Origin of the sequence: Rubritalea profundi (assembly GCF_002954445.1) — a bacterium.
Lineage (GTDB): Bacteria > Verrucomicrobiota > Verrucomicrobiia > Verrucomicrobiales > Akkermansiaceae > Rubritalea > Rubritalea profundi.
In genome coordinates this window covers 406,290-406,882 of the sequence record NZ_MQWA01000001.1, presented here as the reverse complement: position 1 = coordinate 406,882, position 593 = coordinate 406,290, and positions in this window count along the sequence as shown.

Genomic DNA, 593 nt, shown 5'->3' with positions numbered 1-593 from the left:
TTCCTCTCCCACGACACTCAATAATGTGAACCTCCCTTAAGAATTGTATGTCTCATAAATAGTGATATTAGGCTCACTCAGATAGAAATCGCCATCTTTAGAAATAAACGGAGCAAAATTGTCTAGCAAGACACTAAAAGGAGAATATTCCTCTCCCACGACACTCAATAATGTGAACCTCCCTTAGAATTGTATGTCTCATAAATAGTGATAAATAATATCTGAACCTCCCTTAAGAATTGTATGTCTCATAAATAATATCTCTATGACATCTATGAAATTGACGTTGCAACGGTGAAGTCCAAAGCGAGGGTCGCGTACTGACCGCTTACTAAATAATACTGTCTCATAAATAATATCTTGTCTCATAAATAATATCTTGTCTCATAAATATCGTAAGCATGTCTCATAAATATCTATAAATATGTGTCTCATAAATATGCAAAATCACCCCAATTGGTTTATGATTCGAAAACTCATCATTCCGATGATCTGGAGTGCGTGTGGCTCGACACCGCTCTGCGGCGGACTGGGCTTGACGCGTGTGGTGGCAGGACCACCCGAAATATAACCACCCTCCTAACTCTCAGACG